The organism is Vibrio sp. 10N.239.311.G01, from assembly GCF_041465805.1.
GTDB lineage: Bacteria > Pseudomonadota > Gammaproteobacteria > Enterobacterales > Vibrionaceae > Vibrio > Vibrio crassostreae_C.
The window spans coordinates 177496-190727 of record NZ_JBFSRM010000005.1 but is presented as its reverse complement, the minus strand read 5'-3'; the positions used below and the strand labels follow the sequence as shown (position 1 = coordinate 190727).

The window sequence follows — 13232 nt, the reverse complement described above, 5'->3', positions numbered from 1 at the left end:
CTTAAATAATGAAAAAACTATCAACTCAAGTGGTGATCATCGGAGCTGGGCCATCAGGGTCTATTGCTGCGTCTTTACTTCATAAAAAAGGCATCGATGTTCGAGTGATTGAAAAGAGCGTATTCCCTCGCTTTTCTATTGGTGAAAGCCTATTACCAGCTTGTATGGAAGTGATTGAACAGGCTGGGATGACTGACGCAGTGATCAACGCTAACTTCCAATACAAAGATGGCGCTGCCTTTCGCAAAAATGGCGTTTATACGGCGTTTAATTTTGAAGACAAGTTCTCTTCTGGCCCTGGAACTACGTTTCAGGTTCAGCGAGGTGCCTTTGATAAGGTTTTGGCAGATACGGCTGAGGCGCAGGGTGTCTGCATTGATTACCAACATGAGTTAATGGGCATTAATTTCACCGACGACAGCACCATTTTAGATGTACAAGTGCTGGGTGGAGAGCGTTATCAGATAGAAGCGCAATACGTTCTGGATGGCAGTGGTTTTGGTCGAGTGCTACCAAAAATGCTTAACTTGGCAGAGCCGTCATCGCTCCCTCCACGCAAAGCTATTTTTACGCACATTAACGATCATATTGCAGAGGTGGATACCGATCTTGAATATGACCGAAATAAAATTCTTATCTCTGTGCATCCAACCAACCCTGATGTTTGGTATTGGTTGATCCCGTTTAGTAACGGTGTCTCTTCGTTTGGTGTCGTAGGAGAGCCTAAGTTCTTTGAGTCCTATCCAGAAGACAAGATTGCTGCAATTAAACAGCTGGCAGCGGAAGAGCCGGGCTTGGCTGAGATACTGGCAAGCGCCGAGTATCCAAACCCTGCGGGTGAAATTGGTGGCTATTCTGCCAATGTAAAACATTTGGCGACGGATAAGTACGCGTTGCTTGGCAATGCCGGCGAGTTCCTTGACCCGGTGTTCTCGTCAGGCGTGACGATTGCGATGAAGTCGGCACAGTTTGCGGTTGAGTGTGTCGAAAAGCAACTTAACGGTGAGAAGGTAGATTGGGAACGCGATTATGCCGCTCCTTTGATGGTTGGTGTAAACACCTTTAGAACGTATGTTGAGGGGTGGTACTCAGGTACTTTGCAGGATGTGATTTTCTATCAAGATCCAAATCCAAAGATTAAGCAGATGGTGTGCTCAATTCTGGCGGGTTACGCATGGGAGCAAGCCAACCCTTATGTGAAAGAGTCTAAGCGCCGATTGGCGACACTGGCTGAGATATGCCGAAACTAGGTAATCGATTTTGTATGTAGCAATACTCTAAATTGCCACGATGGATCGTCATAAATTAAAAACAGCCGCAATGTGCGGCTGTTTTTGTATCTGAAAAATATGGGCGGTCAGCTTAATCGGATTTAAGCCTATTTTAAGTCGATGCTGTTCAATCGTCCCATAAATATAAGTAGATCAATTACGTCTTTGTGAGCATCAAGCAGCGCACGTTTGGTTTGGCTGTAAGCGGCAAGTCTGCCGTGCTTTCTAATGGAGCACACCTTAGTTTTGTATTTGTAGTCGCCGTTTTCTGAGAATACACGCCACTTAGCGATGTAGCATTCGTCGCGGTGTTCGGGATCACTCTGAGTTGGATTTGGTTTGAATACAATTTTGGGTTCTAGACTATGAGGCAGGCGCGTCATCAGGTAGGGCTCTTTGAGGACTTTGGGCCAAAATTTGCCCCATAGCTGTCTGCCCAGTTCATCTCTTAATTTAATGGTTTTCTTCAGTGCTTTGTCTTCACCCATACGAACAAAACCGACCGACCGATGCAACACCGTATCTTCGGGAGTATGAATGTGGATCTTAAAAGCGGTTTTACCTTTTGAGATAAAGCGGTAACCGGTAGCACCAATTAGATTATTCTGACTCATAGTTTGCTAAGTGATGATTATGTTATTAATAAGATTACGCCAAATACTGCAAAACCGAAACTAATACCCATGAAAAAAAATAAAGCCTTAACAAAAGTGCTAAGGCTTTATTAGAAACTGTGAGGCGGGCGTGTCGCTAACTACATGATTTTCTGCATCACATCACCAATTTGAATGCTTCCAGCAAGGCTTGGTTGGTCGATCGTCAGTTCTGCTTCGTTTTCATAAACGCGAGAAACGGTCAGTGTGATATCGCTTTGAGATACCTTATTACGTGGCAAGCCGCGTTGGTCGATAAACGAACCTGTGTGCCACAGTTGCAGTTTGTCACCTTGTTGAACACCATGCATTCGACCTAAATCAATGGTCACCGTGTTACCAAATACCGCTGCCACCTCTGGAAGCGTGATCTTACATGACACTTCAGATTCCAAGTCCAACATAATATTGCGGCTAACACGCAGCATCATACTGCCGTAGGTTGATGCCCAGAAACGAGCACTGCGGGTGTCCACTTCACTGGTCTTAGCAAATGGCCACTTTGCCACTTCACGATAGCTACGGTTGTAAACCTGATGTCCTGTTTTACCATCGAAGACTTGCATCTCTAACGCAAACTGACGATTGATGATGTCGTCTTTCAAAAGCTTGGACTCGATGGTCGCGGTTAAATCGGTAATGTCGCCACCAATGATGTATTGTGCGCCAGTGTCTTGGGCGATCATCTTGATCACTTCAGGTCGACGTTTGTCGATGTCGTAATTGGTCGTGCCAACGGAAACAAAGCTGCGAGACTCTTGCGCCAGCTGTCGATCTACGACATGACCAAAATCATCACCGATGTTATAGATTCTGCCCATTACAGCTTGCTGTGGGGAAGTCACATCGATGTTGCCGACCAAAAATGTCTTCTTATATTGGCTCTCATGGCAAGCATTTGCCGAAGGATAGATATCGATCCTTGCGGTGATCATTATATTGCCACTGCGTTTTTTCTCTTTTTCTACCAAGATGTAGCGCACTTCATGATTGGTAAATTGAAACTCTTTTTTGTTTGCGTCGAGGTAGGGCGTGAGGTTGGCAATGCTACCAATGTCGGCTCCTGAGAACTGGATCGCTTTATATACCGCGTCTTCCAGAGCATGGACCCTTGCCGTTTCCTCTGACGATACGATGGCTGCGGTACCGGTAACCTCATACCAAGAGGCATGAGCACTGAAGCTTATGGTTATCAGTGAACTTATTGAAAATAAGTAAGAAATTATTTTTTTCATCTATTCGTTACCAGTTGGGTATAAATATTGCTTAACAAATAACTATAAGCTTGAAGCTGACTTAAGTGCGTTTTTCTTAATCTGAACCATTAATGAAAAGCAAAGACTGTTCCAACATTGTAATCCATTGAAAAGAATAATGGTGAGAACATATTGGAACAGGGAGCACTAAACCTATCTGGAGATAAGAGAATGAAAAAATGGCTCGTAGTAATGAGTGTCATGTTGTTGACCTCATGCGCTTATTCGCCAATCTATAACGGCAAGTCTGAATATTCAGGCAGTCAGTTTATGTTGATGGATAGCCCTCGTCATACCATGGATTTCTTCGTGGAAAGTATGACCGAAGATCTGATCATTTCGAATACGAGTATCTCAGCAAGAACGCCAATAGCAATTACTTCGTTTGTTGACCTGCAACACATGGACACAACGAACTGGCTAGGAAACTCGGTATCAGAAGGTTTCATTCATCAGTTTCAGCGTCGTGGCTTCAAGGTTGTTGATTTCAAAACAACAGGTTCTATTCAAGTGACTCATCAAGGTGACTTTGCGTTAAGCCGCGATTGGAAAGACTTAGCTCAAGAACAAGACGTACAGTACGTACTGACAGGCACTATGCTTCGCCAAGAAGGTGGTGTGTTAGTCAATGCTCGTGTTGTTGGCATGCAAACTCGCATTGTCGTGGCGACGGCACAAGGCTTCTTGCCTGCAGACCGTATTGGTCGTGACCTAGATACTCTAAACAGTATTCGAACTCAAGATGGCGTTATCATTCGTTCTGACCCAACGATCAGCCAGCCTTATACTGTTATTCTTCGCCCTTAGGAGTTCGAGATGAAGAAGTTAATATTTGTTGTTGCCGCTTTACTGCTTGTTGGCTGTCAGCCACTGCAAAACATGAGGCCAGACGACTACTTAGTTGCCGTTGGCTACGCGAGTATCAGTGAGCAGAAAGGACGTAACGATGAAGAAAGACGTATCCGTGCGATGAGAGCTTCTAAGATCGACGCCTATCGTGAACTTGCAGAACAAGTTTACGGTATGCGAGTGAGTGGTCGGGCAGAGTTGGAAGATCAACGCCTTGGTACGGAACGTACTTCTGGTGCGGTTGATGGCGTAATCCGCGGTGCAGAAGTGGTACGCAGCTACCCTGTGGGCGATAGCTATGTTACTGAGCTTCAGCTTGATATCCGTAAGATGGAACAGCTACGTAATTACGGTGAAGTTCAACCTGTACCTGAAAAGAGACAACAAACGCTGTTCTAGCCCAAGGGGCGTCTAGCGATAGGACTATCCAGTTATATTGGCTGCTTTCGTTTTCCAGATGGCGTATCGGCAACCAATAACTAATATGAATGTAAAAGCGGCAAGTATGAAAATACTTGCCGCTTTTTTGTTTATCGATTTTGTCAGGACGTTCAAAGGCTGATTAGGTGTTTTAATAAAAGATAACGACAGGAATAGTCTGAGATACAGATAAACGGTTAACAAGGGGTATTACTGAAGAGGAAGAGTTAACTTAACTAGGCTTTTACGTTGGTTCCCAGCGTAGAGATAGTATGCGTTTGACCACCGGCATTGTAGGTCATGCCAATTTTTCCGTGACTTTGCTGCATCATATTACTGAGTTTTTTGAAGCTAAGGTGCGCTCGATTTAAGGCTTCGCCATTCACAAGGTTCGCTTGCTGGCAATCGTGCACTATGGACTGGATCTTAGTGACTAACTGAGCAAGTTCAGGGTTCTCGGTCAGTTCTGAGATATTGGTATGGGCTGCGATTCGCTGATCGGTTGATCTTAGTTGTTCAACTAGGACCACTTTTTCTTTGGCGATTCGCTCAATATCGTTTGATTGTCGGCTCGTAATAGCGGTTTTCTCTGAACTTAGTAATTCAGATAAGGCTTTGGCATTTTGAAGTTGAAAATTAACTAAATCTGCTAGTGCCGCCATAACGTAAACCTATTCATAACCTCGTGTACTTTAAGACAATAACTTCAATGAAAAGTTAGTGTTTTCTTAAAGGCCTTTTAATTCATCTTCGAACTTGATCATGTTGTCAGCCAGTTTCTCTGGATCGACAGTGTATGAACCATTCGCAATTGCTTCTTTGATCGCTGCTACTTTCACAGAATCAAAGCTTGGCTGTGCTGCCATATCTTGGTGGAGCTGACCAATCGCTTTGCCTTGTTGGCTCAGTGAAACCGCATCTTTGCTTGCTGGTGATTTAGTTGATACATCAGAGCGTGATGCCTCAGAACTAGAATCAGAGCGTACTGCTGATCGGTTAGTGGTCGTTAGGGTTTGCCCTGAACGAATATTATCAATGCCTGCCATAGTTAAGCCTTTTTCTTCAAAAATGGGAACCTGTACAGTCAATATCGACCAAGGGTTCGAATACTTTAGCAATTTTTAGCTCAATAGTCGAAAAGGGACAAAACACCGCAGCCGTTATATTTGGCGTTAGAGTTGAGGGTGAAATCGCTAACGATACCGTCAATTTAGAAGTAAAGAGTCAAAAGTAAACCGTGACTTCAGACATGCTGGTAACAATCCCTTCAATTATACGCTGTGATTTATCATTTTTCACTCTTACTTGATCACCCATAGAGCCATCGGTAAGCGCAGTTCCTTTGGTGGTAATGGTCATGCCACCTTTTACTGCCTGTATGATAACCTTCTCGTTTCGGCACACGACACAGATATCACCTCTTTCTACAACATCGCCCGGTCTTAGGTTCTTTTTTACCTTAGCGCCGATGACCTGATGTGGAGCTGTGAAACCTTGGCGACGAAACTTGTTAAGAGAAATCATAGCGGTGGTGACATCGTATTGACCGACGATTTCGCCTCTCGCGAGTGAGCGAGTGGTGGTGACAAGAGGCACCGACATCGAAAGGCGCACCGGTACATAAACTCGCCACTCATCAGGAACACATTGCACTAAAACCGTAATACTGCTGCGGGTATTGGTGGTCGTTGAAGCGCTGGTCTCTAAAGGCACTGGGCAGTCTGTCGCTTTGATTCTTGAGTCAACATTTGCTGAATTAACAAAGAGTTCGCCACCTTGTGGCTGCTCAACTGTATCAAGGATATGTTGCTCCGCTGCAGACTGAATCATCTCAATTTGTTCTGGGGTCGCAGCTTGTACAAAAAAACTAAACAATATTGATAAAATGCCGATAAACTTAGCGACAGTTTTAAAAGTAGCTCTACACATTGCTATGGAAAGAGGTGGCAAATTTGTTTTATAATACGTCATTCCGTTTCTCTGGTGGTTCGTAGCCTGCAGTAGACTAACACTTTTTATACAAAAAAGTTTGATATGGAGATGAGCTCATGACGGGTATTCTTGATTCGGTGAATCAGCGTACGCAACTCGTCGGTCAAAACCGATTAGAATTACTAACCTTTCGCCTAATGGGGCGTCAGCGTTACGGCATTAATGTCTTTAAAGTAAAAGAAGTGCTGCAATGCCCTAAGCTGACAAAGATGCCAAACTTGAACCCACTGGTTAAAGGTGTAGCACACATTCGTGGCCAAACGATCTCTGTGATCGACTTGAGCTTAGCGATTGGTGGCCGTCCTACAACGGATATTGAAAAGTGTTTTGTGGTTATCTCTGAGTTTAACCGAACCATTCAAGGTTTCTTGGTAAGTTCAGTTGAGCGCATTATTAACATGCACTGGGAATCGATTCTTCCGCCGCCAGATGGCGCAGGTAGAGCTAACTACCTGACAGCGGTAACCAACATTGATAATGAATTGGTAGAAATTCTTGATGTTGAGAAGATCCTTGCAGAAATTTCTCCTGTTGATGAAACAATGGACAGCAAGATTGCTGAAGATATTGCGAAAGTAGAACAAGAGAAAGAACTGGTTCGCCGCATCTTGATTGCTGATGACTCGACCGTTGCTCGTAAGCAGGTTCAACGTGCTATTGAGTCGATTGGTTTTGAAGTTATCTCGGTGAAGGATGGTAAAGAAGCCTACGAGAAGCTGATACAGATGTCATCAGAAGGCAGTATTTACGATCAGATTTCATTGGTGATTTCTGATATCGAAATGCCAGAAATGGATGGATACACGCTGACTGCTGAGATTCGTCGTCACGCCGAACTTAAAGATTTATACGTAATTTTACACTCATCGTTGAGTGGTGTATTTAACCAAGCCATGGTTGAGCGTGTTGGAGCTAACTCCTTCATCGCTAAATTCAACCCAGATGAGCTTGGTGCAGCTGTAAAAGCTGCGTTAACTAACTAAAAGAGACATTAATGACTGCTATAACAATAAGTGATCAAGAGTATCGCGATTTCAGCCGTTTCTTAGAATCTCAATGTGGCATTGTATTAGGTGACAGCAAGCAGTATTTAGTGCGCAGTCGTCTAAGCCCATTAGTAACGAAGTTTAAGTTAGCTTCTTTGTCTGATTTGTTGAGAGATGTAGTAACAGGTCGAAACCGTGAGCTGCGTGTGGCTGCTGTCGATGCCATGACGACGAACGAGACACTTTGGTTCCGTGATACTTACCCGTTTGCTGTGCTTGCGGATAAGCTTCTACCGGAAATAGCGGCAAATAAACGTCCTATTAAGATTTGGTCTGCGGCAAGCTCTTCAGGCCAAGAAGCATACTCAATGGCAATGACGATTCTTGAAACTCAAGCTCGTAAGCCAGGTATGCTGCCAAATGTATCGATTACCGCAACTGACATCTCAGCAAGTATGTTGGATATGTGCCGCACTGGCGCTTACGACAACCTTGCATTGGGACGTGGACTTTCTCCAGAGCGCCGTCGTACTTTCTTTGAAGATGCGGGCGATGGCCGTATGAAAGTGAAAGATAACGTCAAGCGCATGGTGAACTTCCGCCCTCAGAACCTGATGGACAGCTATGCATTGTTAGGCAAGTTCGACATTATTTTCTGTCGTAACGTGCTGATTTACTTCTCGCCTGATATGAAGTCAAAGGTACTTAACCAGATGGCAAATAGCCTGAACCCTGGTGGGTACTTACTATTGGGCGCGTCTGAATCGTTAACAGGCTTAACCGATCGTTTTGAAATGGTTCGCTGTAATCCAGGCATCATCTACAAATTAAAGTAACGAGCGGCACCGATATTAGGTGTAAGGTTACCGTCTAAATTTAAAACCCAGCCAAGTGCTGGGTTTTCTTTTTCCTGCTTAAGCTATATCTTTAAGTCAGAGTGACATTCCAATTTACTCTATTTTTTGGCTTGTTTATTGCAAGTTTACCCACGAGTAACCTGTAAAAGCATTGATAGACCGCCTTGTTTCAAAAGTTGGTATATATATTGCTTTGGTTATTTCATAACAGTCAGTTCTTGAGTTGAGGTTTACATGGCTATTTCTTTTGACAATGCTTTGGGCATTCACCAGCACACAGTTGGTGTACGTGAGCGTAACGCTGAGGTGCTTTCCACCAATATCGCGCAAGCAAACACGCCTGGGTATAAAGCAAAGGGATTAGACTTTAAGAAATCACTGCAAGCGGCAAGTTCTGGGGCAAGCATTGGTCTTAGCCGTACAGATGGTCGGCACATTTCTGCCTCAACAACGGTGAACGGGGAAACGAAGTATCGCATTCCTACCCAACCTGATACAGGAGATGGCAACACGGTTGATTTGGATTTGGAAAGAAACCTTTTCATGCAAAACCAAATTAGGCATCAAGCCTCTCTCGACTTCTTAGGAAGTAAGTTCAAGAATTTAACTAAAGCGATTAAAGGGGAATAATTAGATGAGTTTATTCAATGTATTCAATGTGACTGGTTCTGCGATGAGTGCTGAATCTGTTCGTCTAAATACGACCTCGAGCAACCTTGCGAACGCGGACAGTGTAAGTAGTTCTGCTGAAGAAACTTACAAGGCTCGTCACGCAGTGTTCGGCGCTGAGTTAAATAAAGCACGCAACAGTGGTCACACTGTGCCTGTGAAAGTATTAGGTATTGTGGAAAGCGATAAGCCGCTAAGCGCGGAGTACAACCCGGATCACCCATTAGCGAACAACGAAGGCTATATCTACAAGCCTAATGTCAACGTTATGGAAGAAATGGCAAACATGATTTCGGCATCACGTGCGTACCAAACAAACGTACAGGTTGCTGACTCGAGTAAACAAATGCTGCTGCGTACGCTGCAGATGGGTCAATAAGGATAAGGAGGTAGCACATGGCTGGAATCAACAACAATGTTGGTCAAAGCGGCTTGTCCTATGTTGACCAGCTGAAGAGTCTTCAAGATGGCGCTAAAAAGCCCGACGAAACAACAGGTAAGCAGGATCTTAAACAAGAAGACTTCTTATCTTTGTTGACTAAGCAACTAGCACAACAAGACCCTTTCAAGCCGGTTAGCAATGACCAGATGATTGCGCAAATGGCTTCATTTGCGACCGTAGATGGCATTGGCAAAATGAATACACAGTTTGAAAGCTTGAATTCATCAATGACCTCTAACCAAGCTCTTCAGGCCTCCTCTTTAGTTGGGCGTGATGTATTGGTTCCTGGTGCGGCAGGTGTAAAACCCGGTGATGGCGGTATGGCGGCAATGGTTAAGCTTCCTCAGGCAATGGACAATGTAATGGTCCGTGTTGAGAACGAAGTTGGCCAATTGGTTCGCACATTTGATATCGGCTCTAAACCATCTGGTGATACACGTGTTGAATGGGACGGAAAAGACGAAGACGGTAACCCATTGCCGGCCGGTAAATACAACGTGAAAGCGTCGGGTTTGCTGGATGGCGAGAACACAGAGTTCCAAGTTTCCAGTTATGCGAACGTGAACAGTGTGCTTCTTGGTAAGGGCGATGGCAACGTACTACTCAATCTGGCTGGTTTCACATCGCCAGTACGACTTGCTGAAGTACTAGAAGTTGGTAAAGCGTAGCTCTTTATTGAGTGACTATGCTAGCTAGATAGATTAGGAGAATAATGGAATGTCATATGTAGCTTTAAGCGGCCTATCCGCTGCACAATTAGACCTGAATACAACCAGTAACAACATTGCGAACGCGAACACATTTGGCTTTAAAGAGTCTCGTGCCGAGTTTGGTGATGTTTACTCAAGCTCGTTGTTCACTAACGCAAAAACGACGGCAGGTGGCGGTGCGCAAGCTAGCCAAGTGGCGCAACAGTTCCACGAAGGTTCAAGTATTTATACGAACAACCCAATGGACTTACGTGTAAGTGGTACAGGTTTCTTTGCAGTATCGAAAGACCGCATGGTGCCAGAGATTAACGAATTAACGCGTAATGGTGCATTTCACCTAAACAAAGACAACTACATGGTTACCGCTAACGATGAGTTTCTTTTAGGTTACGATGTTGATCCAAACTCGGGTGAAGTTCTTTCTTACGCGCCAAAGCCTCTCGACATTCCTGCTGAGTTTGGTAAGCCAAAACAGACAGAAAACATTGAAGTAGGGGTTAACCTTCCTGCAAACGGTGATCTTAAAGACCCGGCTGCATTTAACTTCAAAGATGCTGATACTTATAACCGTGCAACGTCTTCGACGGTATACGATTCTATGGGTCAGTCTTACAAGTTAACGACTTACTACCTCAAAGATCAGACTCAACCAAACACTTGGCAAACGTACTACACCATGTCAGATGAGAACGGTGAAAAGCCGGTCAACATTACTGGTGGTGATGCGACGAATGCACAAGGTCATGTTGGTCACACAATGAAGTTCAACAATGACGGTACGTTAGCAAGCCTAAACAATGGTCAGCCGATTAACTCGGAACCACTGGGTGCTGGCGCGAACCCAATTGACTTGAACGGTGCTGATCCAACTCAAGTGCTTAAGTTTGGTCTAGATTCGTCAACTCAGTTTGCCGCTCCGTTTGAATTGACTAAGTTTGATGAAGATGGCGCGACAACAGGTTTCTTAACAAAAATCGATTTCGATGAGTACGGCAGTGTTCTAGGTACTTACTCAAATGGTGAAAACGTGATGCTTGGCCGTGTAGGCTTGGTTCGTGTACCAAATGAGCAAGGTCTGGATAAGAAAGGCGGTACTCAATGGGATTCTACCAACGACTCTGGTGACAAGATCTGGGGTGAATCGAACAAAGGTTCATTTGGTAGCATCAACAACGGCTCACTAGAGCAGTCGAACATCGATATGACTCAAGAACTGGTTGATTTGATTTCTGCTCAACGTAACTTCCAGGCGAACTCGCGTTCTCTAGAAGTACACAACCAGCTACAACAGAATATTCTTCAGATTCGTTAATCGTTTAAAGCGTTTGAATCATCTGCGAATACCCAATTCAATGTTATTGAATTGGGTATTGTTGTTTGTCTTTTTATTTGCCGCCCCTATTGCCGCCCGGTAATGCCTCTGGCAACAATTATTCCTCAATGATCCTTTGACGATCACCCCTTTCCGTTCTTTCTCTATTTAAATTACTGATAAATAACAGTAAAAAATATTGGCACAGTGTTTGCTTTATTAGCCCCAGAAGATGATTTTTTGGAGCAAAATTATGGATCGTGCACTGTTTCTTGCCATGAGTGGCGCTAAGCAAAATATGCAAGCTTTGCAGCTACGTGCTAACAACCTTGCCAACGTAAGTACAACGGGTTTCCGTGCTGATTTAGCACAAGCACGTTCAATGCAAGCGTACGGTGAAGGCATGCCTACTCGTGTTTTCAGCATGACAGAACGTCCGGGTCATAATTTCGCACAAGGTAGTGTGGTCACCACTGGCCGAGATCTTGATGTCACTATTCAAGGTGATGGTTGGATTTCAGTGATGGATAACACAGGCCGTGAAGGTTTAACGCGTAATGGTAATCTAAAGGTAGACCAAAACGGTTTGTTAACCAACGCAAGCGGTCACTTGGTGTTAGGTGAGAATGACGCGCCAATCACGCTCCCAATCCCAGTCAGCAAAGTAGAAATTGGTACAGATGGTACGATTTCGGTGATTCCTCAAGGCGCTCCAGCTGAAGAATTAGCGATTGTCGACCGTATCAAACTTGTACGCCCAGACAACCAAAGTTTGTTTAAAGATACGAATGGTCTATTCCGTTCGAAAAACCCAGATCAGGCATACGAAGCGGATGCAGCGGTAACGTTGCTTAAAGGTGCTATCGAAGGCAGTAACGTAAATGCTGTAGGTGAAATGACCAGCCTAATTGACTTACAACGTCAGTTTGAAATGCAGGTCAAGATGATGAGCACGGCAGAGGAAATGGACAAGTCGTCTGATTCACTGCTTCGTATGAGCTAATAGAATTTAAAGGAATTTACTATGCATCCAGCATTATGGGTAAGTAAAACAGGTTTAGACGCACAACAAACCAATATATCAACAATTTCGAACAACCTTGCCAACGCCTCGACCATTGGTTTTAAAAAGAGCCGTGCGGTATTTGAAGATCTGTTCTATCAGAATATCAACCAGCCAGGTGGCCAATCGTCTCAAAATACTGAGCTGCCTAGTGGCTTGATGTTAGGTGCAGGTTCAAAAGTAGTCGCAACTCAAAAAGTGCACACTCACGGTAACGCGCAAACAACGTCGAACAGCTTAGATATGATGATTGAAGGCGACGGCTTCTTCCAAGTTGAAATGCCAGACGGTGAAACAGGTTACAGCCGAAATGGTCAGTTCACTCTGAACGGTGACGGCGCGATCGTTACATCAGGTCAAGGTTATGCTCTGCAACCAGAAATCGTGATTCCTGAAGATGCGATTTCGGTAACTGTTGGTAACGACGGTGAAGTATCAGTACGTCTACGTGGTGAGCAAAACAACGTCGTGGTTGGCCAAATCACCATCACTGACTTCGTAAACCCAGGTGGTTTGGAGCCTGTAGGTCAAAACCTTTACTTACCAACCGGTGCTAGTGGCGATCCGCAAGAGGGGGTTCCTGGCTTTGATGGCTTAGGTAATATTCGTCAGTCGATGCTAGAAACATCGAACGTCAACGTCACCGAAGAGCTGGTTAATATGATTGAAGCTCAACGTGTTTACGAAATGAACTCGAAAGTTATCTCGTCGGTAGACAAGATGATGAGTTTTGTTAACCAACAGCTGTAATT

16 protein-coding genes are annotated in these 13232 nt (G+C 44.4%); 11 read left to right on the top strand and 5 right to left on the bottom strand.

Annotated elements, in window-relative coordinates; genetic code table 11:
* Nucleotides 1-8: 8 nt before the first annotated feature.
* Entirely contained in the window at nt 9-1250 is a 1242-nt protein-coding gene (locus AB6D06_RS06085; protein ID WP_372110034.1) for an NAD(P)/FAD-dependent oxidoreductase, read from the top strand.
* Nucleotides 1251-1378: 128 nt separating this feature from the next.
* On the opposite strand, the gene AB6D06_RS06080 is transcribed toward AB6D06_RS06085, so the two are convergent.
* Together AB6D06_RS06080 and AB6D06_RS06075 are read right to left on the bottom strand one after the other, a co-directional pair.
* On the bottom strand, nt 1379-1885 hold the full coding sequence (locus tag AB6D06_RS06080) for a hypothetical protein (protein WP_017062268.1): 507 nt from the start codon (nt 1883-1885) through the stop codon (nt 1379-1381).
* 140 nt (nt 1886-2025) lie between these two features.
* A complete protein-coding gene (locus AB6D06_RS06075; RefSeq protein WP_017062267.1) occupies nt 2026-3159 on the bottom strand; it encodes a flagellar assembly protein FlgT in 1134 nt (377 codons plus the stop codon).
* A gap of 192 nt (nt 3160-3351) precedes the next feature.
* On the opposite strand from AB6D06_RS06075, the gene AB6D06_RS06070 reads away from it, so the two are divergent.
* Both AB6D06_RS06070 and flgP read left to right on the top strand, forming a co-directional pair.
* Complete coding sequence (locus tag AB6D06_RS06070) at nt 3352-3987, top strand: FlgO family outer membrane protein (protein ID WP_017064137.1); 636 nt, start codon at nt 3352-3354, stop codon at nt 3985-3987.
* 9 nt (nt 3988-3996) lie between these two features.
* Nucleotides 3997-4428 carry a flagellar assembly lipoprotein FlgP gene (gene flgP, locus AB6D06_RS06065; RefSeq protein WP_017062265.1) on the top strand — a complete coding sequence of 144 codons (432 nt, stop codon included), beginning with the start codon at nt 3997-3999 and terminating at the stop codon, nt 4426-4428.
* 257 nt (nt 4429-4685) lie between these two features.
* Here flgP and AB6D06_RS06060 read toward each other — a convergent pair whose 3' ends face one another.
* The 3 genes from AB6D06_RS06060 to flgA form a co-directional block, all read right to left on the bottom strand.
* Nucleotides 4686-5111 carry a flagella synthesis protein FlgN gene (locus tag AB6D06_RS06060; RefSeq protein ID WP_017064136.1) on the bottom strand — a complete coding sequence of 142 codons (426 nt, stop codon included), beginning with the start codon at nt 5109-5111 and terminating at the stop codon, nt 4686-4688.
* Between the two features lie 66 nt (nt 5112-5177).
* Complete coding sequence (gene flgM / locus AB6D06_RS06055) at nt 5178-5495, bottom strand: flagellar biosynthesis anti-sigma factor FlgM (RefSeq protein WP_017062263.1); 318 nt, start codon at nt 5493-5495, stop codon at nt 5178-5180.
* Nucleotides 5496-5673: 178 nt separating this feature from the next.
* Nucleotides 5674-6420: a flagellar basal body P-ring formation chaperone FlgA gene (flgA, locus tag AB6D06_RS06050; RefSeq protein WP_017064135.1), complete on the bottom strand. Its 747-nt coding sequence runs from the start codon at nt 6418-6420 to the stop codon at nt 5674-5676.
* Between the two features lie 77 nt (nt 6421-6497).
* On the opposite strand from flgA, the gene AB6D06_RS06045 reads away from it, so the two are divergent.
* The 8 genes from AB6D06_RS06045 (at nt 6498) to flgG (ending at nt 13230) form a co-directional block, all read left to right on the top strand.
* Nucleotides 6498-7424: a chemotaxis protein CheV gene (locus tag AB6D06_RS06045; RefSeq protein ID WP_017066180.1), complete on the top strand. Its 927-nt coding sequence runs from the start codon at nt 6498-6500 to the stop codon at nt 7422-7424.
* A gap of 11 nt (nt 7425-7435) precedes the next feature.
* Nucleotides 7436-8263 carry a protein-glutamate O-methyltransferase gene (locus AB6D06_RS06040; protein WP_004736174.1) on the top strand — a complete coding sequence of 276 codons (828 nt, stop codon included), beginning with the start codon at nt 7436-7438 and terminating at the stop codon, nt 8261-8263.
* Nucleotides 8264-8518: 255 nt separating this feature from the next.
* The gene (gene flgB / locus AB6D06_RS06035; protein WP_004736175.1) at nt 8519-8914 is read left to right on the top strand and encodes a flagellar basal body rod protein FlgB; all 396 of its coding nucleotides are present in this window, start codon (nt 8519-8521) and stop codon (nt 8912-8914) included.
* A gap of 4 nt (nt 8915-8918) precedes the next feature.
* Nucleotides 8919-9332 carry a flagellar basal body rod protein FlgC gene (flgC, locus tag AB6D06_RS06030; RefSeq protein WP_004736176.1) on the top strand — a complete coding sequence of 138 codons (414 nt, stop codon included), beginning with the start codon at nt 8919-8921 and terminating at the stop codon, nt 9330-9332.
* A 17-nt stretch (nt 9333-9349) separates the two neighbouring features.
* On the top strand, nt 9350-10063 hold the full coding sequence (gene flgD / locus AB6D06_RS06025) for a flagellar hook assembly protein FlgD (protein WP_010439286.1): 714 nt from the start codon (nt 9350-9352) through the stop codon (nt 10061-10063).
* 49 nt (nt 10064-10112) lie between these two features.
* Nucleotides 10113-11417 (top strand): flagellar hook protein FlgE, encoded by a 1305-nt coding sequence (flgE, locus tag AB6D06_RS06020; protein WP_017062260.1) that lies wholly within the window; start codon nt 10113-10115, stop codon nt 11415-11417.
* A 253-nt stretch (nt 11418-11670) separates the two neighbouring features.
* Nucleotides 11671-12420 (top strand): flagellar basal-body rod protein FlgF, encoded by a 750-nt coding sequence (gene flgF / locus AB6D06_RS06015; protein ID WP_017095944.1) that lies wholly within the window; start codon nt 11671-11673, stop codon nt 12418-12420.
* Nucleotides 12421-12441: 21 nt separating this feature from the next.
* Nucleotides 12442-13230 (top strand): flagellar basal-body rod protein FlgG, encoded by a 789-nt coding sequence (gene flgG, locus AB6D06_RS06010; protein WP_004736180.1) that lies wholly within the window; start codon nt 12442-12444, stop codon nt 13228-13230.
* Nucleotides 13231-13232: the final 2 nt, after the last annotated feature.

Excerpts from the sequence above, each read along its gene's own strand:
- flgF (WP_017095944.1), top strand. The coding sequence starts at position 11,671 with ATGGATCGTGCACTGTTTCTTGCCATGAGTGGCGCTAAGCAAAATATG.
- flgM (WP_017062263.1), bottom strand. The coding sequence starts at position 5,495 with ATGGCAGGCATTGATAATATTCGTTCAGGGCAAACCCTAACGACCACT.
- AB6D06_RS06075 (WP_017062267.1), bottom strand. The coding sequence starts at position 3,159 with ATGAAAAAAATAATTTCTTACTTATTTTCAATAAGTTCACTGATAACC.
- AB6D06_RS06080 (WP_017062268.1), bottom strand. The coding sequence starts at position 1,885 with ATGAGTCAGAATAATCTAATTGGTGCTACCGGTTACCGCTTTATCTCA.
- AB6D06_RS06060 (WP_017064136.1), bottom strand. The coding sequence starts at position 5,111 with ATGGCGGCACTAGCAGATTTAGTTAATTTTCAACTTCAAAATGCCAAA.
- flgP (WP_017062265.1), top strand. The coding sequence starts at position 3,997 with ATGAAGAAGTTAATATTTGTTGTTGCCGCTTTACTGCTTGTTGGCTGT.
- AB6D06_RS06070 (WP_017064137.1), top strand. The coding sequence starts at position 3,352 with ATGAAAAAATGGCTCGTAGTAATGAGTGTCATGTTGTTGACCTCATGC.
- flgA (WP_017064135.1), bottom strand. The coding sequence starts at position 6,420 with ATGACGTATTATAAAACAAATTTGCCACCTCTTTCCATAGCAATGTGT.
- flgD (WP_010439286.1), top strand. The coding sequence starts at position 9,350 with ATGGCTGGAATCAACAACAATGTTGGTCAAAGCGGCTTGTCCTATGTT.
- flgE (WP_017062260.1), top strand. The coding sequence starts at position 10,113 with ATGTCATATGTAGCTTTAAGCGGCCTATCCGCTGCACAATTAGACCTG.
- AB6D06_RS06045 (WP_017066180.1), top strand. The coding sequence starts at position 6,498 with ATGACGGGTATTCTTGATTCGGTGAATCAGCGTACGCAACTCGTCGGT.
- AB6D06_RS06085 (WP_372110034.1), top strand. The coding sequence starts at position 9 with ATGAAAAAACTATCAACTCAAGTGGTGATCATCGGAGCTGGGCCATCA.
- flgC (WP_004736176.1), top strand. The coding sequence starts at position 8,919 with ATGAGTTTATTCAATGTATTCAATGTGACTGGTTCTGCGATGAGTGCT.
- flgB (WP_004736175.1), top strand. The coding sequence starts at position 8,519 with ATGGCTATTTCTTTTGACAATGCTTTGGGCATTCACCAGCACACAGTT.
- flgG (WP_004736180.1), top strand. The coding sequence starts at position 12,442 with ATGCATCCAGCATTATGGGTAAGTAAAACAGGTTTAGACGCACAACAA.
- AB6D06_RS06040 (WP_004736174.1), top strand. The coding sequence starts at position 7,436 with ATGACTGCTATAACAATAAGTGATCAAGAGTATCGCGATTTCAGCCGT.